21 protein-coding genes are annotated in these 21,110 nt (G+C 57.4%); 3 read left to right on the plus strand and 18 right to left on the minus strand.

The window, feature by feature from the left end; translation table 11 throughout:
• Positions 1 to 32 precede the first annotated feature (32 nt).
• Entirely contained in the window at positions 33 to 359 is a 327-nt protein-coding gene (locus KBY08_RS00295) for a nuclear transport factor 2 family protein (protein WP_011267219.1), read from the minus strand.
• 89 nt (positions 360 to 448) lie between these two features.
• Here KBY08_RS00295 and KBY08_RS00300 point away from each other — a divergent pair, with 89 nt between their 5' ends.
• Positions 449 to 778 (plus strand): winged helix-turn-helix transcriptional regulator, encoded by a 330-nt coding sequence (locus tag KBY08_RS00300; protein WP_024639684.1) that lies wholly within the window; start codon positions 449 to 451, stop codon positions 776 to 778.
• Positions 779 to 881: 103 nt separating this feature from the next.
• Here KBY08_RS00300 and KBY08_RS00305 read toward each other — a convergent pair whose 3' ends face one another.
• On the minus strand, positions 882 to 2,765 hold the full coding sequence (locus KBY08_RS00305) for a SurA N-terminal domain-containing protein (RefSeq protein WP_024639685.1): 1,884 nt from the start codon (positions 2,763 to 2,765) through the stop codon (positions 882 to 884).
• 81 nt (positions 2,766 to 2,846) lie between these two features.
• Here KBY08_RS00305 and KBY08_RS26365 point away from each other — a divergent pair, with 81 nt between their 5' ends.
• On the plus strand, positions 2,847 to 2,978 hold the full coding sequence (locus tag KBY08_RS26365; RefSeq protein WP_257207138.1) for a hypothetical protein: 132 nt from the start codon (positions 2,847 to 2,849) through the stop codon (positions 2,976 to 2,978).
• Here the strand turns inward: KBY08_RS26365 and KBY08_RS00310 are convergent.
• The 5 genes from KBY08_RS00310 to tig form a co-directional block, all read right to left on the minus strand.
• Positions 2,971 to 3,243 carry an HU family DNA-binding protein gene (locus KBY08_RS00310; protein ID WP_002552737.1) on the minus strand — a complete coding sequence of 91 codons (273 nt, stop codon included), beginning with the start codon at positions 3,241 to 3,243 and terminating at the stop codon, positions 2,971 to 2,973. The genes KBY08_RS26365 and KBY08_RS00310 overlap by 8 nt on opposite strands.
• 146 nt (positions 3,244 to 3,389) lie before the next feature.
• Complete coding sequence (gene lon / locus KBY08_RS00315) at positions 3,390 to 5,786, minus strand: endopeptidase La (RefSeq protein WP_011267216.1); 2,397 nt, start codon at positions 5,784 to 5,786, stop codon at positions 3,390 to 3,392.
• A gap of 207 nt (positions 5,787 to 5,993) precedes the next feature.
• Complete coding sequence (gene clpX / locus KBY08_RS00320) at positions 5,994 to 7,277, minus strand: ATP-dependent Clp protease ATP-binding subunit ClpX (RefSeq protein WP_002552735.1); 1,284 nt, start codon at positions 7,275 to 7,277, stop codon at positions 5,994 to 5,996.
• A 106-nt stretch (positions 7,278 to 7,383) separates the two neighbouring features.
• A complete protein-coding gene (gene clpP / locus KBY08_RS00325; protein WP_002552734.1) occupies positions 7,384 to 8,025 on the minus strand; it encodes an ATP-dependent Clp endopeptidase proteolytic subunit ClpP in 642 nt (213 codons plus the stop codon).
• A gap of 91 nt (positions 8,026 to 8,116) precedes the next feature.
• Positions 8,117 to 9,427 (minus strand): trigger factor, encoded by a 1,311-nt coding sequence (tig, locus tag KBY08_RS00330; protein ID WP_011267215.1) that lies wholly within the window; start codon positions 9,425 to 9,427, stop codon positions 8,117 to 8,119.
• Positions 9,428 to 10,182: 755 nt separating this feature from the next.
• On the opposite strand from tig, the gene KBY08_RS00335 reads away from it, so the two are divergent.
• A complete protein-coding gene (locus KBY08_RS00335) occupies positions 10,183 to 10,821 on the plus strand; it encodes a hypothetical protein (RefSeq protein ID WP_412548555.1) in 639 nt (212 codons plus the stop codon).
• A gap of 21 nt (positions 10,822 to 10,842) precedes the next feature.
• Here KBY08_RS00335 and KBY08_RS00340 read toward each other — a convergent pair whose 3' ends face one another.
• The 11 genes from KBY08_RS00340 to KBY08_RS00390 are packed head-to-tail and all read right to left on the minus strand — an operon-like array spanning position 10,843 to position 21,096.
• Positions 10,843 to 12,087: an SGNH/GDSL hydrolase family protein gene (locus KBY08_RS00340; protein ID WP_225651019.1), complete on the minus strand. Its 1,245-nt coding sequence runs from the start codon at positions 12,085 to 12,087 to the stop codon at positions 10,843 to 10,845.
• Complete coding sequence (locus KBY08_RS00345) at positions 12,084 to 12,296, minus strand: hypothetical protein (protein ID WP_225651020.1); 213 nt, start codon at positions 12,294 to 12,296, stop codon at positions 12,084 to 12,086. The genes KBY08_RS00340 and KBY08_RS00345 overlap by 4 nt, the downstream gene beginning before the upstream one ends.
• A gap of 12 nt (positions 12,297 to 12,308) precedes the next feature.
• Positions 12,309 to 12,824 (minus strand): DUF2514 domain-containing protein, encoded by a 516-nt coding sequence (locus tag KBY08_RS00350; protein ID WP_225651022.1) that lies wholly within the window; start codon positions 12,822 to 12,824, stop codon positions 12,309 to 12,311.
• Positions 12,821 to 13,354, minus strand: coding sequence for a glycoside hydrolase family 19 protein (locus KBY08_RS00355; RefSeq protein ID WP_225651024.1), 534 nt, complete (start codon positions 13,352 to 13,354; stop codon positions 12,821 to 12,823). Before KBY08_RS00355 ends, KBY08_RS00350 begins: the two co-directional genes overlap by 4 nt.
• 59 nt (positions 13,355 to 13,413) lie before the next feature.
• Positions 13,414 to 13,644 (minus strand): hypothetical protein, encoded by a 231-nt coding sequence (locus KBY08_RS00360; protein ID WP_046235158.1) that lies wholly within the window; start codon positions 13,642 to 13,644, stop codon positions 13,414 to 13,416.
• A 35-nt stretch (positions 13,645 to 13,679) separates the two neighbouring features.
• Positions 13,680 to 14,360, minus strand: a complete 681-nt coding sequence (locus KBY08_RS00365) for a hypothetical protein (protein ID WP_225651025.1) — start codon at positions 14,358 to 14,360, stop codon at positions 13,680 to 13,682.
• Entirely contained in the window at positions 14,357 to 14,701 is a 345-nt protein-coding gene (locus KBY08_RS00370) for a hypothetical protein (RefSeq protein ID WP_074953431.1), read from the minus strand. The genes KBY08_RS00365 and KBY08_RS00370 overlap by 4 nt, the downstream gene beginning before the upstream one ends.
• A complete protein-coding gene (locus KBY08_RS00375) occupies positions 14,701 to 19,509 on the minus strand; it encodes a DUF1983 domain-containing protein (RefSeq protein WP_225651026.1) in 4,809 nt (1,602 codons plus the stop codon). Before KBY08_RS00375 ends, KBY08_RS00370 begins: the two co-directional genes overlap by 1 nt.
• Entirely contained in the window at positions 19,509 to 19,907 is a 399-nt protein-coding gene (locus tag KBY08_RS00380) for a DUF6950 family protein (protein WP_060402459.1), read from the minus strand. The genes KBY08_RS00375 and KBY08_RS00380 overlap by 1 nt, the downstream gene beginning before the upstream one ends.
• A 2-nt stretch (positions 19,908 to 19,909) precedes the next feature.
• On the minus strand, positions 19,910 to 20,512 hold the full coding sequence (locus tag KBY08_RS00385) for a hypothetical protein (RefSeq protein ID WP_225651027.1): 603 nt from the start codon (positions 20,510 to 20,512) through the stop codon (positions 19,910 to 19,912).
• Positions 20,512 to 21,096, minus strand: coding sequence for a hypothetical protein (locus tag KBY08_RS00390; protein ID WP_225651028.1), 585 nt, complete (start codon positions 21,094 to 21,096; stop codon positions 20,512 to 20,514). Before KBY08_RS00390 ends, KBY08_RS00385 begins: the two co-directional genes overlap by 1 nt.
• Positions 21,097 to 21,110: the final 14 nt, after the last annotated feature.

Consider the following 21,110-nt stretch of genomic DNA (forward strand, 5'->3'; position numbering starts at 1 on the left):
CCGCGATATCGCTGGAACCTCTGCTGTGATCATTAACCGATTTCCAGTGCACTGATCAGTCCGTCAGTCACTGCGAAGCTGAACCTCACCACGGCAGGGCTTCCAGGAAATGTTCCGCTAAGCCTTACCTTCACGATAACCAGTCCATCGCTTTCCAGGCTCTCGACAGGCTCGACGGTATATTGATATTTGTGTTTCGCCGCTCGCTTCCACGCCTTGATCGCTTCAATCCCGCAGACCGTCACTCCCTCATCAGTGACGCGGGCGTCATGGGTGAACAGGTCCTCCAGCACGTCCACGGCTGTGCCTGCTTCGCTGGCAAAATATGCTTCAATGACCGGGTACCGAGTGATATTCATCGAGATGCCTCATTATCAAATGACGAGACACTCATGATCATCGCCAAGGGGTAACCCCACAAGAACGCACGAAAAAGTAAGTGACAGCAATGAGCCATCGAACGTTGTATACACCGGACTCTGCTGCCGAAGACGTCAACAGCGTACTCGCGCTGTTGCGCGGCAGGTGGAAACTGGTGATTTTGTTCCACCTGTTCGACGGGAAGATTCAGCGCTTTTCAGATCTCGAACGCCGAGTGACAGGCATATCGCAAAAAATGCTCGCTCAACAATTACGTAGCCTGGAAAGCGATGGGTTGGTCATTCGAACCCTCCACGACTTCAAACCCCCTCAGGTTGATTATCGCCTTACGCCATGGGGACAACGGCTTTGTCCAGTGCTGGACAGCATGCTTGGATGGTCAGAGTCTCGTGAGTGAATACGAGTCATGACTTACCCTGACGCAGGTACGTAACTGGCCCACCGCCATCCAAAAAAAAGGCCGCTCAATGAGCGGCCTTCTTTGTTTGCGCGTTTCGAGATTAGAACTTCTCGATCTTCGCCTTGCTTTCCAACTGTGCACGGTACGCCGCGAAATCCTGTTGCCCCTCGCGGGAGGAGAGGAAGCGACGGTATTGCGCCTTCTCGGCGTCAGTCGGTGCAGCCGCCTGATTGACGCCATTGAGACGGACGATCACGAAGCTGCCATCCGAAGCAGTGATGCTGGCGAATTCCGGCTTGTCCTTACCTGTCGGCTTGGGCATGCGGAACAGCGTCTGCAGCACTTGAGGGTCAACCCCTTCCTGACTGCGCGTGACCGCTTCCATCACCTTCCAGTCACGACCTTCCTGCTTGGCAGCCAACGGGATCTTGCCGTCACGCAGACCGGCCAGCAGCGCCTCGCCCTTGGCCTTGGCAGCGGCCGAAGCATGTTCCTTGACCAGTTGAGCGCGAATCGAGCTGGCAACGCTCTCAAGTGGCAACTGCTGCGGCTGCAGGTGCTCTTTGGAGCGCACCACCACAACGGTTTCCGGATCCAGCTCCAGCGTATTGCTGTTGGCGCCCTCTTCCAACACTTCAGGGCTGAATGCCGCCTGGATGACCGCACGGTTGGCCGTCAGGCCTTCGCCGCCTTCACGACCGAACGGTGCAGTGGTCTGAACCTTCAGGCCCAGGTCCTGTGCCGGCTGGGACAGGTCGGACGATTCGAACGCCGAGTCTTCCAGTTGCTTGGTCACTTCGACAAACTTCTGCTCGACCAGCTGCGATTTCAAATCGTTGGTCAGCTTGCCTTTCAGACTGGCAAAGCTCGGCACCGAAGGTGCTTCAACGCCCAGCAGCTTGATCAGGTGCCAGCCGAAGTCGGTGCGCACCGGCTGCGAAACCTGGTCCTTGTTCAAGGCATACAGCGCCTCTTCGAAAGCCGGGTCATAGACACCCTTGCCTGCGTAGCCCAGATCACCGCCCTTGTTCGACGAACCAGGGTCCTGCGAGTATTCCTTGGCCAGTGCCGCGAAATCCTCACCCTTGGCCAGACGCTGTTGAATTTCTTCAATCTTCGCCTTGGCCTGCTCGTCATTCAGCTTGTCGTTCACTTCGATCAGGATGTGTGCCGCACGACGCTGTTCGGACAGATTGGCGATTTCCTTCTGATAAGCCGCCTGCAAGTCCTCGTCCTTGACCTGCACCTTGTCGAAGAAGGACGACTTCTTCAATTCGATGTAGTCGAGTACGACCTGCTCAGGGCTCATGAACTCCTTGGCATGCTCGTCATAGTGAGCCTTGACTTCGTCATCGGTCACTTTGACCGCCGAGGTATCGGCAGGCAGGGTCAGCGAAGCGAAATCACGGGTCTGCTTTTCGAGGCGTGCAAAGGCTTCAACCTGTGCGTCGGTTACAAAGGCGCTGCCGGCAACACCAGCACGCACCTGACCGATGAGCATTTCCTGACCCAGCATCTGGCGGAACTGCAGACGGCTGTAGCCTAGCTGGCGAATCACCTGATCGAAACGGTCTGCGTTGAATTTGCCATCCACCTGAAACTCAGGCGTCTGCAAAAGCTGCTGATCCAGTGCCGCGTCGGAAAACGAGAACTTGGCATCCGCCGCGCCTTGCAGCAGCAGCTTGCGGTCGATCAGGCCTTTGAGGGCTGATTCGCGCAACAGTTTCTCATCCAGCATGGCCGGATCGAAATCCTTGCCCAGCTGTTGCGAGAGCTGTTGAGCCAACTGACGGCGCTGCATGTCCACGGCCTGGCTCAACTCATTCTGAGAGATGTCCTCGCCGTTGACTTCAGCTGCGTTCTGTTTGTTGCTGGTAGCGGTAAACATCGCTTCGATGCCGGTGAAGGCCATCAAGGCGATGATGAGTCCGATAATTGTCTTGGCAATCCAGCCTTGTGAATTGTCCCTGATGTTCTGCAGCATTGCGTCCCCCAAAACGGTTGTACTGACTAACCAACCGCGGAGCGTGGGTAGAAAGCGGATAGAAGAAAGGCGCATCCGAGGATGCGCCTTCTCGTAACTGACGAAGCGGTAGGGCTCGAACCCCTCGGTGTCGCAACCGAATGCACCACCGCTCCGCTACTGGATCAGGACAGGCCCGATCCAGCGGGCAAAGGCATCGAGAGGCTTAGTTGACAGCTTCTTTAAGGGCTTTACCGGCTTTGAAACCTGGTTTCTTGGCAGCAGCGATTTCCAGCGTCTTGCCAGTCTGAGGGTTGCGACCGATGCGAGCGGGACGATCAGTCACGGAGAACGTACCAAAGCCAACCAAAACAACCGAGTCGCCAGCCTTCAGAGCGCCAGTGACGGATTCGATCACTGCGTCCAGCGCACGGCCAGCAGCAGCTTTCGGGATATCAGCAGATGCAGCGATAGCATCAATCAGTTCCGACTTGTTCACTCTAAGTCCCCTTATCTCTATATTGAGTATGTTTCTAAGTTTTAGGTGTTAAGCAAAACGAGCGCTGGAAGGCTTGCCGGTGATTGCTTTAAAGAGCCGCTTTATAACAAGGGCTCCAAAAAGCTGTCAAGGAAGCCTGCCCAGACTTAATGCGTGCTAATTCTGTCCTTAGAGTCAGACTCGCGCTTTTCTTCCTTGGCGACCAGATCTGTAGCCACGTCCGGCAAAGGCTCCGGCGCGTATTGCAGCGCAATTTGCAGGACTTCGTCAATCCATTTAACGGGCTTGATCTGCAGATCCTGCTTGATATTGTCAGGAATCTCCTTCAAATCACGCACGTTTTCTTCTGGAATGATCACCGTCTTGATTCCACCACGGTGTGCGGCCAGAAGTTTTTCCTTCAAACCACCAATCGCCAGCACTTGACCACGCAGGGTAATTTCGCCCGTCATTGCCACATCTGCCCGCACCGGAATCTGTGTAAGCGCCGAGACAAGTGCAGTGCACATGCCCACGCCAGCACTCGGCCCATCCTTCGGCGTAGCACCTTCCGGCATGTGGATATGCGTGTCGTGCTTCTCGTGGAAATCAGCTGGAATGCCCAGGCTGCGCGCACGGCTGCGAACCACGGTCTGGGCTGCGGTAATGGATTCGACCATCACATCACCCAGCGAACCGGTCTTGATCAACTGGCCCTTACCCGATACGACAGCCGCTTCGATGGTCAGCAATTCACCGCCCACCTGGGTCCACGCCAGACCGGTCACCTGACCAATCTGATCCTGCTGCTCTGCCAGCCCGTAGCGGAACTTGCGCACGCCCAGGAAGTGCTCGAGCATGTCGGCCGTGACCTGCACCGCAAAACGTTTTTCCATCGCGTGCTCTTTGACCGCCTTGCGGCAGACCTTGGCAATCTGACGCTCAAGCCCGCGCACGCCCGCTTCACGGGTGTAGTAACGAATGATGTCGCGGATCGCTTCCTCGTCAAAGCTGATCTCGCCTTTCTTCAAGCCATTGGCCTGAATCTGCTTGGGCGAGAGGTATTTGACCGCGATGTTGATCTTTTCGTCTTCGGTGTAGCCCGGCAGGCGAATGACTTCCATCCGGTCCAGCAACGCTGGCGGAATGTTCATCGAGTTCGACGTGCAGAGGAACATCACGTCCGAAAGATCGTAGTCGACCTCAAGGTAGTGATCGTTGAAATTGTGGTTCTGCTCGGGATCAAGCACCTCGAGCAACGCCGACGCCGGGTCGCCACGCATGTCGCTGCCCATCTTGTCGATTTCGTCAAGCAGGAACAGCGGGTTGCGAACGCCCACCTTTGTCATCTTTTGTATCAATCTTCCTGGCATCGAACCGATGTAAGTCCGGCGGTGACCACGAATTTCAGCCTCGTCACGCACGCCACCGAGTGCCATACGCACGAATTTGCGATTGGTCGCGTTGGCGATGGACTCGGCCAGGGAGGTTTTACCCACCCCCGGCGGACCTACCAGACACAGCACAGGGCCGCGAATCTTCTTCACGCGCTTCTGCACGGCGAGGTATTCGAGGATGCGTTCCTTGACCTCGTCCAGACCATAGTGGTCGGCATCGAGAATCGCTTCGGCACGCGCAAGGTCCAGACGTACTTTGCTCTGCGCCTTCCACGGCACCTGAACCAGCCAGTCGATGTAGGAGCGCACCACGGTCGCTTCAGCCGACATCGGCGACATTTGCTTGAGCTTGTTCAGCTCGGCATTCGCCTTGGTCAGAGCATCCTTGGGCAGGCCCGCAGCGTCGATACGCTTTTTCAGCTCTTCGATTTCGTTGTGGCCTTCGTCGCCATCGCCGAGCTCCTTCTGAATGGCCTTCATCTGCTCATTCAGGTAGTACTCGCGCTGGCTGCGCTCCATTTGCTTTTTCACACGACCGCGAATGCGCTTTTCGACCTGCAGCAGGTCGATTTCGGCATCCAGCAAGGCCAGCACGTGCTCGACACGGGCTGACAGGTCGATAATCTCGAGGATTTCCTGCTTCTGCTCGATTTTGAGCGCCATGTGCGCAGCCATGGTGTCAACCAGGCGACCCGGCTCATCGATGCTGTTAAGCGACGACAGGACCTCTGCGGGGACTTTCTTGCCCAGTTGCACGTACTGCTCGAACTGAGCCAGCAGGCTGCGCACGAAGACTTCGGATTCACGGTCCGGCGCATCGATTTCTTCGATCAGCGCGACGTCTGCGCGGTAGTGGCCATCGACTTCGATGAAACGCTCTACCGAACCGCGCTGCTCGCCTTCGACCAGCACCTTGACGGTGCCATCGGGCAGCTTGAGCAATTGCAATACGGTGGCGATGGTGCCGACGCTGTACAGAGCCTTTTCATCAGGATCGTCGTCAGCCGGGTTTCTTTGCGCGAGCAGCAGGATCTGCTTGTCGCCTGTCATTGCCGCTTCAAGGGCTTCGATAGACTTCTCGCGCCCCACGAACAGCGGGATCACCATGTGCGGATAAACCACGACATCACGCAATGGCAAGAGAGGCAATTCAATAGTGGTCTTCATGATTTCGCCTCTACGGCGGCCAATTGGCCGGGACAGATGGAATTAGCTTGAAGCCAAGATGGGGGTAGCGTCCAAAAAAAACAAGCTCTAGAGGCGCGACCCGCCAAGATCAGTTTCTTCATACCAAACGAATGAACGGCTTAAAAATGCAAAAGGGGACCAAAAAGGCCCCCTTCAGTATTACTTCACACGTATATGAACATGCGTTTACGCGTCGGGAGCAACCTTGGCAGGCGGCTCGCTGTTTTCGTATATCAACAGCGGCTTGGACGTGCCATCGATGACGCTTTCGTCGATCACCACCTTGCTCACATCGCTCTGCGACGGGATTTCATACATGGTGTCGAGCAGCACGCCTTCCAGAATCGAACGCAAGCCACGGGCACCGGTCTTGCGCTCCAGCGCGCGACGGGCGACCGATTTCAGCGCATCGGTCCGGAACTCGAGGTCCACACCTTCCATCTCGAACAGCTTGGCATACTGCTTGGTCAGTGCGTTCTTCGGCTCGGTGAGGATCTGAATCAAAGCAGCCTCATCCAGCTCGTCCAGCGTTGCCAGCACCGGCAGACGGCCCACGAACTCGGGGATCAGACCGAACTTGACCAGATCGTCAGGCTCGACTTCACGCAGCGACTCGCCAACCTTCTTGCCCTCCTCCTTGCTGCGAACCTCGGCGTTGAAGCCGATGCCGCCACGGGTGGAACGGTTCTGAATGACCTTTTCCAGGCCCGAGAAGGCGCCACCGCAGATAAAGAGGATATTACGCGTGTCCACCTGCAGGAATTCCTGCTGCGGGTGCTTGCGACCACCTTGCGGCGGAACGGAAGCCACGGTGCCCTCGATCAGTTTCAGCAAGGCTTGCTGCACGCCTTCACCGGACACGTCACGAGTGATCGAAGGGTTGTCGGATTTGCGCGAGATCTTGTCGATTTCGTCGATGTAGACAATACCCATCTGGGCCTTCTCTACATCGTAATCACATTTCTGCAACAGCTTCTGGATAATGTTTTCGACGTCCTCACCCACATAACCGGCTTCGGTCAGGGTGGTGGCGTCAGCGATGGTGAACGGTACGTTGAGCAGGCGGGCCAGTGTTTCGGCCAGCAGCGTCTTGCCGGAGCCCGTAGGGCCGATCAGCAGGATGTTGCTCTTGCCCAACTCCACATCGTCGTTCTTCTTGTCACGCTGGTTCAGACGCTTGTAGTGGTTGTACACCGCTACTGCGAGAACCTTCTTGGCACGTTCCTGACCGATTACGTACTGGTCAAGGATGCCGCTGATTTCTTTGGGCGAAGGCAATTTATGCGCGCTGCTTTCGGCCTGGGCTTCCTGCACCTCCTCACGGATGATGTCATTGCACAGGTCGACGCACTCGTCGCAGATAAAGACCGAGGGGCCGGCAATCAATTTGCGCACTTCATGCTGGCTTTTGCCACAGAAGGAGCAATAGAGCAATTTGCCGTTGTCCTCGCCGTTGCGGGTGTCAGTCATTCGATCGATCCAATCCGGTAGGCTTGCAACACAAGATGAAGGCTATTGCGGGCTTTTTCAAGTCCGCAGGCGGTCAGTTGTGCCGACCCCCTACATTTTGAGCCGCTTAGGCAGGCATTTGACGCTTGTTGATCACCGAGTCGATCAGGCCGTATTCGGCTGCACGCTCTGCGCTCATGAAGTTGTCACGCTCGGTATCGCGCTCGATGGTTTCGAGGCTCTGGCCGGTGTGATGCGCCAGCAGCGAGTTGAGGCGATGACGAATGTGCAGGATTTCCTTGGCATGGATGTCGATGTCCGACGCCTGACCCTGGAAACCGCCCAACGGCTGGTGAATCATCATCCGCGAGTTGGGCAGGCAATGACGCTTGCCTTCTGCACCGCCGGCCAGCAGGAATGCACCCATGCTGCAGGCCTGACCGATACAGATGGTCGAAACGTCCGGCTTGATGAACTGCATGGTGTCGTAGATCGACATGCCAGCAGTCACCGAACCGCCCGGCGAGTTGATGTAGAGATGGATATCCTTGTCCGGGTTTTCCGCTTCAAGGAAAAGCAGTTGCGCCGCGATAAGGTTGGCCATGTAGTCCTCTACCGGACCAACCATAAAGATGACTCGCTCCTTGAGAAGGCGCGAATAGATGTCATAGGCGCGTTCGCCACGGGCGGACTGCTCGATAACCATCGGGACCAGGCCGCCAGCGGCCTGGATGTCAGAGTTCTGCTGAATATAAGAATTGCGGGACATGTCCTGCATTCACTCCCAAATAGTCGAGTCTTGAATACGCACAAGCCAGCGCGAAGGCTGGCTTGTGGGTGTTTTCGCACGAAAAGAGAAATCAGTCGGCTTTTGGAGCTTCCACCGGCTTGACAGCTTCTTCGTAGGAGACCGATTTGTCGGTCACGCTAGCTTTCTGCAAAACAGTATCTACAACTTGCTCTTCAAGCACAACAGAACGTACCTCGTTCATTTGCTGCTCGTTCTTGTAGTACCAGGCTACGACCTGCTCAGGCTCCTGATAGGCGGAGGCCATTTCCTGAATCATTTCGCGAACGCGAGCATCATCAGGCTTGAGGTCGAACTGCTTGACGACCTCGGCAACGATCAGACCCAGCTCGACGCGACGCTTGGCCTGCTCTTCGAACAGCTCTGCCGGCAGCTGGTCAGGCTTGATGTTGCCGCCGAACTGCTGAACGGCCTGCACACGCAGACGGTTGACTTCGTTTTCCAGCAGCGCTTTAGGCACTTCGATCGGGTTGGCGGCCAGCAGACCGTCCATGACCTGATTCTTGACCTTGGACTTGATCGCCTGACGCAGCTCGCGCTCCATGTTCTTGCGAACTTCGGTGCGGAAGCCTTCGATACCGGTTTCCTTGATACCGAACTGCTTGAAGAACTCTTCATTCAGCTCAGGCAGCTTTGGTTCGGACACGGTGTTGACGGTCACGGTGAACTCGGCAGCCTTGCCGGCCAACTCGAGGTTCTGATAGTCCTCAGGGAAGGTCACGTTCAGAACGCGCTCTTCACCGGCCTTGGCGCCAACCAGACCGTCTTCGAAACCAGGGATCATGCGGCCGGAACCCAGAACCAGCTGAGTGCCGGTAGCGGAACCGCCAGCGAACACTTCACCGTCGACCTTGCCGACGAAATCGATGTTCAGCTGGTCTTCGTTCTGGGCAGCACGATCAGTCACTTCGAAACGAACGTTCTGCTTGCGCAGCACTTCAAGCATGTTGTCCAGATCGCTGTCGGCCACATCGGCAGACAGGCGCTCTACGGAGATGCTATCGAAGCCGGCAACGGTGAATTCCGGGAATACTTCGAACGTAGCCACGTATTCCAGATCTTTGCCTTTTTCGAACGACTTGGGCTCTACAGCAGGAGCACCGGCCGGGTTCAGCTTCTGCTCAACCACAGCTTCATAGAAAGTAGCCTGAATCAGATCGCCCAGTGCTTCCTGACGTGCGCCGTCCTCGTAACGCTGACGAATCACGCTCATCGGCACCTTGCCAGGGCGGAAGCCCGGGATCTTGGCTTTGCGCGCGGTCTGTTGCAGACGCTTGTTGACTTCAGTCTCGATGCGCTCGGCAGGTACGCCAATGGTCATGCGGCGCTCAAGAGCGGAAGTGTTTTCAACAGAAACTTGCATGGATATTCCTCGTTGCACAGACGTTAGCCGGCCGTTTCCGACCCCAGAATCAAGGGCATGCATTCTAGTGGGTCAAACTCAAGAAGTCACCCTACTGAAAAAGGGCGGGTTAACAAGAAGGAATCGGCCTACAGCCGGAGGAGAAAGGAAAACACCTCGCATCACTCGCGACGTGTCTGGCACGGCCCCTATATAAGGAAGCATCTGCACCGGACGATGACCGAATCCATCTGCATAGCACGCCTCACTCGACCGGCGGCAACAAGGTCGCCGGACCCGCGAGGCGATGGAACGAATACGCCAAAACAGAAAAAGCCGCACTAGGCGGCTTTCTTTTGTAGCTTTTTGCAACCGAAGCATTGATAGTCGGCTACATTTATCCTGGTGCGGACGGAGAGAACCAAATTTAGGCCCCAACTGCCCGCCCCACTGGGCCAAAATCGTTCAGCCCGGAATCAGTGTACTTTTTGATGTACTGATTTGATAACGCTGGGCCATGTCCAGCCTGACTTGACCCGGCGCGCATCGTACACAACGAAGGCATGCCACGCCACCGCTGGTTCCCTGAGGCGTCCTGCCGACGAACACCACTCCCCAAATCTGAAAGACTCAACTACTGTATGCACATACAGCAATTGAGAATCACCCCCATGAACGAGAGCAACAGCTCGGAAGCCTTGGCCGAATGGCACAAGAGGCTCAACGACAGGAGGCAATGGACGAACCCTCCAGTCACCTATCGGTTTCTGGCCCGCATGGCCGAAGACATGCAGGCCGGTGGCCTGGTTGATCCATTGGAGCGCTTTGAGCTCTTCGAACTAGCCAGCGCCGCTTTCTGCCACTTCACCGAGGAAGGCAACCATGAATGGCGTCATCAGGCGTCGGACTATCTGGCCTACAACAAGGGCGGAATAATAGTCGGCAGCCTGCTGAACTCCCGATACGTGCTTCATGAGGCCGACCAGTCGCCCTATCACGCCGCCCACTTCGCCTTTCTCAACGAGAAAAACGAACTCATCATGAGGGACTACAAGAAGTACGGCGTGCTCGAAGGTCGCTACATCTATACCGAAACCGGCCAGACGCTGACGCTGGTTGAGCAATCCAGGCAGATCAACGGTGTGAGCTATAAACGCCTGAGCGATGAAGACCAGTATCGAGCGCTCATTGACGCCTCGGCGGTAGCTCTCGACCAAGGCGACTTCAAAGGCTACGTGGCGCTATGGGAACGTCATAGCTACTCGATTTTTATCAGATGCCTTAACTGCCTGGATGGATTCGCAGTGCGTGACGATTGCACGCACTGCGACGGGCGAGGCTTTATAGAAGACCCGCAGTGCCCGAACAAGCTGCCGCCTTCGCTCATCAGCCAACGACGCGTACCGAAAGAATAGCGTTGCGCCCTGCTCGCCCATTTATACCTTGCGAATTCCGAACTGCGATACCTTGGCTGTCGAGCTCTGTGCTACTCCAGCGGCCAGGTACAGACCCATGCGCGAGGTGATTACCGTCTCGGTCAGATCGACGGTACCGCGCTGCGTTTCAAGCTGGCCAATGAAGCTTGCGGGAAGCGTGAACGGTTCCTGGTACTTGTCCATTGATCGATAGTAGATCGTGGTGGACGTTCCGCTGACAGGCTTGGTGAATGTCAGCTCTGCTTCCCAGCCAAGTATGCCGCGCGACGACCCCATGATTTCCACCGCCGACACCATTTCGATAACGTCGCCGGCCGCCAGGTTGGTCTGTACCACGTTGGCCGTCGGTTGCATATAGATGTAGCCGCCCGCCGCAGCCATATTGCCACGCAGCTCAATGCACTGCGCCTCACCATAGTCGGCAGGCTCCTTGTACCACCGCGTGGTGATCCCGGCCAGACCAGAGCCCACAGCCTTGTAGCCGTCCGCCAGAACCGATCCCGCAACCGCATTCACTCCAGCCGGAAGCGTGCCGCCAGTACCGGCCAGCAGCGGGTTTGCATTTAGGCAGCCGAACGGGCGAATGGCCGAGTAGATATCGCCAGCGTCCGTCGGCAGCGGAATGCCGGGAAACTCGAAGTTGGCGTTGATGATCGGAACAGTCCGAGAGCTGATGAAGTCGGCGCCCAGAATGTTGGGATGCAGCCCCTCAACCGTCATTGCCTCGGTAAAGCCGTCCCAGATGTTCACGATCGGCACGAACTGGCTGACGTAGCTGATAACCCAATCTTTATAGGCAATCGCGTCAGCCAGTGCCTGGCCATTCAGCGCCTTGCTACCGAAACGCGGCGTGCCGGTGCCGACGATCAGGTACTTGCCGGGCGTGTTCAGGAACGCAGTGACGATCTTCATCACGTTGGCCTTTGTGTCCGCCAGGCTCATTCCGGCCGTGGTGCTGTCGTTGGTCCGCGATAGCAGCATCCAAAGGTCCGCGGTGGACGACGCAATGCAGGCCGGAAGCCTGGCCAGAAACTGACCAGTGTGGTCACCGACCTTGCCCTGGTTGTCGACGTAGCTGGGAAACAGACCGGTGCGAGCCGCAATCATGGCCGCATAGCCGTAGGCCTCGGTGCCGAACGCCGTCGCCGCGATCGTGTGGCAGTTGCCCGAGAAGCTATCACCGAGCAGGCCCATGCCCCTGCGAATCGGTTGGCGGCGCGGAGCTTGATTGACTAAAAGGCTCATCGCGTCACCTCAAAATAAGCGCCGGCAATCGGGGTGATCCTAGTATAGGAACTGCCCAGCTCCAGAAGATAACCGCCGTCTTTGGCGAACGTATCGGTCACCACCCAGCTGTCGCCGGCTTTTTTTTCGACCGTCACAGTGCCACCGTTCGCTTTGACGATCAGCATCGTCCGCCCCATGTCTCTTTGAATCAGCTGCGTCGTGGCCATTTTGTTTTTCCGTTACTCAGGGGTAATCAGGGAGTTGTAAGAGCGCTCACATGCCTGCCCGGCTATTTTGGATTGGTCATAAGCCTTAGCCAGCTCTCGCGCTCGCGCGTCAGCCCTGCCGAGCAAGTCGGAGAGCACCATGGCGGCGCGGGTGGCTGTCTTGCCTCGATCGGAAGCTCCGGTACCGCTGGGCACGCAACTTGCGGTGGCTGCCATCTTTCCGGCTTCGATGCGCATGAGCTCACCAGAAGCATCATCGACAGAGCCATCAGTAAGCGCAGCGGTCTGGTTTTGTCTTGCATCGTTTGCCACCTGGTTGGCCGCTTTCTGGCGGCGTTGCTCTTCGGTTCGGTACTCGGTGGTCGTGGTGGCCACCGCGTCGGATTGGGCGCTGACTTCCTCGGCCCACTTCGCCTTCCAGGCCAGATCGGTGACGGACACGCCGTGCCGGTATGTCCCGTACAACGCACCCGCCAGCGCCAGCAGGATCAGCAGCAGGCCGACTGCCTTCCACGGCAGGACCTTCACGCCAGCACCTCAAGCGCCCGAGCGTAAAGCGCCTGCCGATCTGCCAAGCCGTTCGTGCCGCCGTTGATACGCTTGGTGATGGTCACGAACTCGCGCTTGTCGGCCAGCGTATTGAGCGCGGCCCGGTGCCAGAACCACGCCGCCGACATCGCGGCGTGCTGCGCCAGCTCGAGCAATTCGGGATGGTTGATCAGATCCAGGCCCAGCGCTTCGGCGCACTCGGCATAGTTTGCCCGCCCGGTGATCTGGATCAGGCCGCGCCCACGGTATTTGGAGCCATCGCCCGGCACGGTATTGCCCAGGTCTTTGCGCCCTTCGTACCCCAGCTGCTGCGTAGTCGGCCCCCAGATCTCGCGCACGTAACGCAGCTGACCGGACTCATGGCCGACCTGGGCAATGAATGCCGCAATGCGCAGCGGTGTAACGATCTGGTACTTGCTCATAGCGGTGTTCAGGACAGGTGCGAAAACGCCGGCTCTCTGGCCGGCGTTCGGGAGTATCTGCAGCAACTGCTGCGCTGTGATGGACATTCGTTTTTCTCCGGGCAACAAAAAGCCCGCACTGGGCGGGCCGGGATCTTGCGGTGCGGTTACGCCGACGCTGTATCCGCGCTTGCTTCGCTGACCGGGTCAGCAGATGCCTTGGCGGTCACGGTGACTTTGGCGCTGTAGTCCTTGAGCAACTGAGCGGTGAACACCTGGGCGGTGGGGAACTGGTTCAGAATCTCGCGCGCACGGCTGTCAGCCTCGGCCTCGGTCGCGTATCGGGTATTGTTGGCCATGTCGAAACCGTTGCTGCTATTGACTGCGATGAAAGGCATGGTGAATCTCCGCATTGGATTAGGTTTGTAAAAAGTTAGGCCTGCATCTTGGCGAACAGCGCCGGAAGATAAAAGGCAAAAGGGTTGCTGGAGCCAGTTGTCAATGCATAAAGCTTGCGTGCAGAGAAATCCCACATACAGCTGAGCACCCGCCCTGGCGTGTTTGCAGCCACCATGTTCATAGAGAAGCTGTTGATCATGATGTATTCATTTTCTGGAAAGTCGAACGGAACTGAATAGAAGTTCGTAGAGCCAATCGTAAGCTGCTGATTGAACTCATAGGTCCAGTTTTGAAACGACCTTGTGAACTGGGCGCATGGCACCCCTGTATCAAATATCAGTCCTCCCTGCGCATTAAAAAGTCGCATCCCAAATTTTGCAACAGGCGTCGACTTGAACACGCCAGCAAACCAACGTCCGTTGGGCTGTAAAAACTCCGTGCTTCGAGTTCGAATCTGAAAGCCTGTCCAGTTACCCGGAGAGCCGTAGATGATCACTGACGAGATTACGGCCCGGCCAGATGCCGAAGTATTTGGACGGGCAAAAATCAAAGGTGGCTCTTGTGTCGTGATTGCTGCCGGAAACGTGATGATGGACGTAAGTCCGTTTTCAGCGTTAGGTGAGTAGGTGCCGGACGCAGCAACAGCAAGCCTTGCGAACTCGCTGTCCAGTGTCACGACGTTGCTGTCATTCACAAATCGAAGACCGAAGCTCATGCAAACCTCACGACAAGAAGGCGCATGCTTGTAGCGCTTGACACCACCTTGCCAGCTGGAAACCCTCGGTTATAGTTATAGACTCGCACCACTCCATTAAGCATCTCTGTCTCATACTGAGTTGTGATGTCATTAAATGAGCCAATCGGTATCAGACAGGCTGTGCAGTTATTGGCGTTGCCATCCGCCGCCCACTGCTTGTAGCCTGAGCCGGTAAAAGTTCCGTCAGCTGTCCAGCCTGAGTTATCCACTACCGTGGTAAACACGACGCGCATCGTGAATGATTTCTCATTTATCTGGAGGGCGCCATCGGCACCGAATGTTCTAAGTCCGAATGCCATTATCCTAGATTCCCAAGCTGAACACGAAGCACGTTATTTTCGTCGTATATGTAAACCCCATTCCCATTAATGAGGACCCTGCCCGCTCCTGGTATCGTGCTGTTAATCTCGAAAACTCCATCCTTCTTAAGAAGCCAGCCCGCCCGTTGAGGCTGATAGTTACTGGAAAATATCTGATCTCCGATCTTGGCGTTATCAATCGACCCATTTTTGATAAATGCTTCGTTAATGAACACCTGACCGTTATTAACAGCGAAGGGCGAAAACACTGCTCCGTTATTGGGGTTGGCATTCAAGATGGCGAACGAGTCAGCGCTCACTACAAATCTTGACTGAGTAGTCCCAGAAGAGTTGTCGAGCCCCAGCCCAAAGCCTGATGCGTACTGAATTCCGTTTGCCGTAACTCCCAGTTTTACGGTGTAGGACCCTGACACTTTTCCATCTACGGATGCCGCAGTGTTGATCGCCTGCTGTGCGTAAGCATTGGCGTTGCCCGCCGTCGCTTGCACATCGTCAACGCGCCTAGAAAGAGCGCCAGTCTCAGTCGCCCTGGTGCTCGACTCACTTTGAAGGGCCGCATTTACATTGCCCACCGTTGAGTTGAGCCCATCAATTCTGGACGCTAGAACGCTGTTCACGTTCGCCAGTGCTTGATTGACGCTACTGACATTCGCGTTCGTGTCGCCCAGGCTCGCGTTCAGTCCTTGAATTTGAGTTGACTGCGCGGTAAGCGTTTGCCCTTGCTGGCTTACAGTTGACTGAGTCGAACTCAACGCTGACGCAGAGGCTTTGGTCGCCAGCCCGTTGGTTGTGCTGTTGATGGTGTTTTCAAGGCTGGTCGTGCGCCCGCTCACACTGCTGATCGAGTTGGCCTGTTGTGTCACCGTGGAGCTAAGCCCCGATACCGCGACAGAGGTCGCCGACTGCTCTGACGCGAGCACAGCCGTGTTGTCCCTCCAGCCGGTGACTGTGGTGCCCACCTCGAGCTGCGCCCGTGTGTACTCAGCAAAACCGGAGCCAACCGTGTCCGACCCGTACAGACGGAAATAGGCCTGCACAGAGGCTGTTCCGGCCGGCAGGTTCGGGTAGTCGTAGACGATTCGCTGAGTGCCACCAGTGGCCACAATTAGAGGACCCGAAACGGTCACAGCGTCGGTGCCAGCGGCGTTCACGCCCTGAATGAATATCTTGAACACCAACCCTGCAGTGGCGCGCACGTAGCACGACGCAACCACTGAGTTACCTGCCATGACTTTTGGCCGGTAGTTCGCAGGGGATACCCGGATGCCTCGATAACTGTTTGATAGGTTCAGGCCAGTAACATCAAGGCGCTGGGCTTTCTCGGAACTGACCAACCAAGACGGCACGATCGAAGGCACACTGGTGCCACCTGACGCACCTGAATCAGTGATCCAACCCTCGGCAGTGCCGGCGGACGCGCTTTCCTTGCTGAACGTCGGGTTGAAGAACAGATTCTGCCCGCCCGATGTGCCCACGCTGTTGCTCAGCGAAAACAGCTGGCTGCTGGCGCTGGTAATGCTCGTCTCATTCTGCGTAACGCGGGCGGTGAGCGCGCTGGTGGCCTCGGCTTGTCCGGCAAGATCAGTCTTGACCGTATCGGCATTGTCCTGCCAACCACTGACCACAACGGCCAACTGCGCCTGCACCCGATCAACCTCAAGGAAGCCGGCAGTAGCCGAGTTCACTGTGACTAGCCTGGTGATGCAGTGGACGGTTGCGGTATTGGCTGGCAGCGACGGGATGGTCAGCGTGTGGCGCTGCCATTCCCCGGTAGCAATCAGGGTGCTGGAATTCACCGTCACAACTACCGCACTGGCAGAGTTGAGCGGCTGCAGAAATATCTGAATGCCCAGTCCCGGCGTCGCCCGCACGTAGCAGGAGAAAGTGAACGGCTGACCCGGCCCGGCAGATGGTCGCTTTTCAGGCGCTGGAACCACATCAATGTAGCGCGACGGGTTCAGATTCGTCACGTCGGCCCGCTGCGCTATGCCTTTCGAATCGATGCCCGATTGAACATAGCTGGTGCTGGTAAGGGTGGCTGGTCCACCGATCTGCCAGCCGTCACCGATAAGACCTGCACCGATGGTGCCGCGCTTCTCGAACGACGGGTTGTAGATCAGATTCTGCCCGCCCACTGTAGAAATTGACGCCGCGATGTTGGTCAGCGACTGGCCTTGCGCGGTGATCGCGCCTCCCTGCTGGTTCACCGTGTTGGTCAGTGCATCGACGGTCGCAACGTTGGCCTTTCCTGGTAAAGCATTGGTTAGTCCGGTGATGGCCGAGCTCTGGCTGGTGAGTTTCCCCTCAGCGTCGGTTACCCGGTTGCCGATGGACTGCACGCTGCTGGCCGAGGCCTTACCATCCAGAGACGTCTGCAGGCCGGTGAGCTGTTGTGCCTGCGCAGTGTTGACGCCCTCTATGGACGTGACCTTTGTTTCTACGGTCTGCACCCGAGACGCCAACCCCACAGCCGTGGCCACCGCCTGGCCAACGTTCAGCCAGTAGGTGGTGTTCGGCGGCGGAGTATTGACCGGTACGTTCTGCGTAGCCTGGTAGATAATACCGTCCGTGCCCAGCACCCCCTGCCCTGCCGCGTACGTCTCACCTGGCTTGTAGGGCATGGAATCAGCAAGGTCGGCGATGCTGTCGATCTGCTGCTGCAACTCGGCTTTGACATCCGCCAGCGCACCGTCAACGTCAGCGATCTGCTCGTTCAGCGCTGCTCTGACTATCGCCAAGCGGGCATTGACCGAATCTGGACCGTTTCCGTCGATCTTCTCAAGTTTTGAAAGCAAATCCTTGCCAAACTGGCTTGCGGTTAGCTGGCCAGTCAGCGCCTCCAGGTATGCGGTCACATCGTTCGATGTCGCTGCAGGCACGTACAGGAACGGGCTCTTGCCGTAAGCGTTGGTCGAGCGAACGTAGTAGTAATAGTTTTTGTAGAACCCCAGTCCTGTGTGGGTAAAGCTCAGGCCCTGGCCGATATAGGTGGCATCTGCAACCGGAGCCTGCGGATTTGTGGTGAAGAAATACTCATACGTCCCGCCGTTCAAAGACTGAATGACGTTTTTTGGAATCAGTGTGATGGAGTCCAGCGAAGACTGAACAACGCACGATTCGGGCATAGGCGGGCCGCCAACGTTTACGCTGAGCGTGGCCTCTCCAGACCGTGCCATTGGGCCGATCGCTGCGACGCTCATGGTGTAGGTGCCAGAAACCAACCCACTCAAATTGCACTGGCTGGCGCTCGCAGGAAGCGTCTGAGCCTGGATGGCCTTGCCCGCTTGCCGCACAACAACCGCGTAAGACGTGACGATGCCAGAGGGCGGAACCCAGGAAAGCACGCCCTGAACAACTTCGGCCGTATCGTCTGGCGTCCATTTCAGACCAGTAGGCGATCCAAGCCCGCCGCTGGGCAGGTTGATGAAGCCCAGCGGGTTGTAAGCCTGGCCCACGGCATCATCAAAGATTGCCGCTTCATACTGCTTGACCTGCACCGTGCAGCCTTCGCTGTCGCCCATGGACCAGTCAGAGACGATGAACTCGCCAAGGATGTTCAGGGATGGCAGGTTCACGCGAACGACACGGCCAGGCCGACAGTTGTAGCCCCAGAAGTTCATCGGCAGGCTGATCGCACCGCCAGCCCGGCGTTGGCGCATAGCGATGTTCGCCAGGCGCTGAGGCTGATACGCGTCGGTCACATAAGAGAACGTCATCGTCTCTGCAGCTTCGCCGCCGTCCTCAAGAATCCATTCGGAAACGCTGACCTCTGGGTAATCCGTCTCGGTCCAGGACTGTTCAGGATCGATGAACGTGCCGCGCACCGTGTTAATGGCAGAATCGTTGGTCGACTCGGTGCTGCCGGACACGGTGCCGATGATCATGTCTTCGGTGATCTCGAAGTCATAAGGACCGTAATAGGCACCAGCCTGGAGCATCCAGCGGCCGCCGACGCGAATCAGCTTGCCGGCGCACGACGCTTCCAGCTTCTGCAGTACGCCCGGGCGCTGCTCGTCGGCACCTATCACGCAGGAGGTACGATAGCGCTGGCTGACTGAGCCATCGGCATTGGTAACGGCCTCGTCGCTCACATTGGCGGCACTGGCGAAAGTTTCAAACACAATCTCATCATCTGGCACGTTGCAGCGGTTACGCAGGTACCAGAGGATGTGCAGCGCCGTGTTCTCGGTGTAGGCATTGTTCCCAGTGCGCGGGTCATAAATGTCGTTTCGACCTCGTACTACAGCGCGCATTTCGGGAATTCCCGACGGGAATTTCTCAGCGCTGTACTTCAGAGTGATTCGCAGGAACGACAGGCCGCGCCCGATCTGGCTATCTTTCCAGTCGGGACAGTTGGCCTTCAGAAACGGGTTAACTTCTGTCGGATTGACGATCAGCTCATAACTGGCGAACTCACCGAACGAACCAATCTCTTCCTCTCCCAGGTAAATATTCTCCAGGCCGTCGATCGCGCCTTCACACAGCACGTAGACCAGGTGCAGCTGCTCGCCCTCGGTTGCGGTGCCAGACTGCTCCTGCGCCCAGACCAGCACGCCACCAGTCGACACCCGACCGAGGATGTAACGAACGGGGGCTTTCGACGAGCGTACGGTCTGAGCGGAGGGCTCGTTGTCGCGCAGCGGTGACTTTGTGTTGAGCTTTTCCTGCTGGGATGCCGCGTAAAACGCCAGGCCAGCGCCGATAGCAGCGCCCACCGGGCCGCCTTGCACGAAACCAATCACAGCGCCAACGGCGACCTGGGCAATCTTTTTAACGCCACTGGGCATTATTCAACCCTCCACGCCGCGAGCGGCTCACACACAACTCGGGCAACGCCGTCATCGGTCGTTGCCCAGTAATCACCCGCCCAGAACACGGCCATGCTGCGACCTGCCGGTGCTTCGTACATCACGACGTCGCCGCGCTGGATGAACGGGACTGCCACCCTTGCAAAGCACGCATCCCATGCAGCTTCCAGGCTGCCGTGACGTTTCTTCAGCGCACGCTTGGCGCCCGCCTCGGTCTTGTAGGTGCCTCGGTATTGCTCAGCAGGATCGACACCGCACACGGCGCTCGAGCAGTCGGCGGCGAACAGGCAACAGTCAAATTCGCCCCACAAAAAAGGCCGCCCTTGGGCAGCCTTGATTACTTCGTGCAGACGCGTGGTCCAGTCTCGATGGCGCATAGCTAATTTCCGTAGGTGAAGGTCGGCGCATCCTTGGCAGACCCCCAGTAGATGGGCCATTCGGACATTTGCGCGATTGCGTAGAAGAATCGGTCGCCCTGGTGCCGGGCGCGGTGGTTTTCGTCCGTCCAGCGCTCGGTGCCGGTTCGGCTCCACTCGGCCATGCGGTCAATGACCGGCACGGTGATGGTGTTGCCGTCCTGGCCATTGCCCGCGAACGAGAACTTGGGGGCGTCCATGCGCCCGGAAAACAGGATGTCGGCGGCGTAGTTGCCAGCCTCGTCGAACACCACGAAGATGATCTTGGCCATTCGGCCCCGGCAACCGCGCAAGTTGGTTTCGGACAGGATGTAGGAGTCCAACCCGCTCAACGTCAGGTCGACCGACATTGGCGAACCTGAGTTGTCGCTTTCCTGCGACTGGCTGACCTGGCCAAAATTGCCCACACCTTCATAAGTGATGCCGTCGACAACCAGCTCACCGGTTCCCGTGTGCGCGAAAACCATGCCGTCGGCGAAGTCGAGCTGCACGGCGTACACCGGCATGAATTTGCCAGTGGCGATGATATCCACCACCTTCTGGCTGAAAGGGAAAGCTGAGGGCATCAGAATGCCTCCCTGAATGAGTAACTGCCATTGGCGACCACTGGCCGGCGCGTCATCGACCATGTGTCTGAGGTCATGCGCATTTCCGAGTAGGGGTTCAGGTATTCAACCGCCGCCCCTGGCGTGAGCGTTTTCCGGATACGCTTGTTGAGCGGCACAGTGACCTGGCCCTGAGCGTTCGACGAAACCGGGTCGGTCACTTCAAACATCTCGCCTGCGATGGTGATGTAGTCACCGACGCTGAAGACCGGCGAGCTTGCCGATGCGCCCGCAATGATCATGCTGCGCGCCTGGGCAAAGCCGCTGACCACGCTGAGCGCACCGACACTCACCTCCCGGTATCGGGTGAAGTCCGGCAGGTTGAACGTCCCGAACATCCCGTCCAGCTTGCCGAGGAACGATGAAAGCTCGCGCTCCTGAGCCCGCGTGAGCAGCCCAAAGGTCAGCGTGCACTGCCAGTAAGCGCCGGGGTAGCCAACGATCTGTTGGGCGTTCGAAAGCGACGACGTGAACGCCCGGCTGTTGTTGACGATGCCCCAGCTCATTTCTGACGGGCGCAGCGAAGCAGGCCACGTGAGAGCCATGCGTTACTCCTTAT

The sequence above is a fragment of the Pseudomonas sp. P135 genome, assembly GCF_020312125.1.
Lineage (GTDB): Bacteria > Pseudomonadota > Gammaproteobacteria > Pseudomonadales > Pseudomonadaceae > Aquipseudomonas > Aquipseudomonas fragariae.